The sequence below is a fragment of the Nonomuraea marmarensis genome (assembly GCF_043197025.1).
Lineage (GTDB): Bacteria > Actinomycetota > Actinomycetes > Streptosporangiales > Streptosporangiaceae > Nonomuraea > Nonomuraea marmarensis.
The window spans coordinates 1-950 of the sequence record NZ_JBICRM010000124.1; the positions used below are offsets into that span (position 1 = coordinate 1).

The window sequence follows — 950 nt, forward strand, 5'->3', positions numbered from 1 at the left end:
CCCTTGATCGTGCCGAGCGTCCGGCGCGACAACCTGATCGCATCGGCGGCCACCCGCAGATCGCCCCTGACCAGCGTCAGGTCGCCGGCCTCGATGGCGGCGTCGGTGCCGGTGCCCATCGCCAGCCCCAGGTCGGCCTGGGCCAGCGCGGCGGCGTCGTTGACGCCGTCACCGACCATGGCCACGACCTTGCCCTCGTTCTGCAGCTTCTTGACGACGTCGACCTTGTCGGCGGGCAGCACCTCGGCGATCACCTCGTCGATGCCCACCTCGGCCGCCACCGTCCTGGCCACCGCCTCGTGATCGCCGCTCAGCAGCACCGGGGTGAGGCCGAGCACCCGGAACCGCTCGATGGCCTGCCTGCTGGTCGGCTTGACCACGTCGGCCACCACCAGCACCGCCCGCGCCTGACCGTCCCAGCCGACCGCGACGGCGGTACGGCCGGCGGCCTGCGCGCTGTGCAGCGCCTGCTCCAGGCCGGGCGTGAGGTGCTGCGACCACTCCTCCAACAGCCGTGGGCGTCCGACCAGCACCGCGTGCCCGTCCACGATGCCCTGCACGCCCAGCCCTTCGACGTTGGCGAAGTCCTCGGGCGCGGGCAGCTCGCCGACGCGGGCGGCGGCGCCCTTGGCGATGGCCTGGGCGATCGGGTGCTCGGAGGCGTGCTCCAGCGCACCCGCCAGGCGCAGCACCTCCTCCTCCCTCTCGCCCTCGGCGACATGGATGCCGACCAGGGTCATCCGGCCCTCGGTGACCGTGCCGGTCTTGTCCAGCACCACGGTGTCGATCCCGCGGGTCGACTCCAGCACCTCGGGCCCCTTGATCAGGATGCCGAGCTGCGCACCCCGGCCGGTGCCCACCAGCAGCGCCGTCGGCGTGGCCAGGCCCAGCGCGCACGGGCAGGCGATGATCAGCACCGCCACCGCCGCGGTGAACGCGGCCCCCACGCC

1 protein-coding gene is annotated in these 950 nt (G+C 73.8%); it reads right to left on the bottom strand.

Annotated elements, in window-relative coordinates:
* On the bottom strand, window positions 1-950 hold a 950-nt coding region (locus tag ACFLIM_RS50245), incomplete at both ends, for an HAD-IC family P-type ATPase (RefSeq protein WP_393178040.1).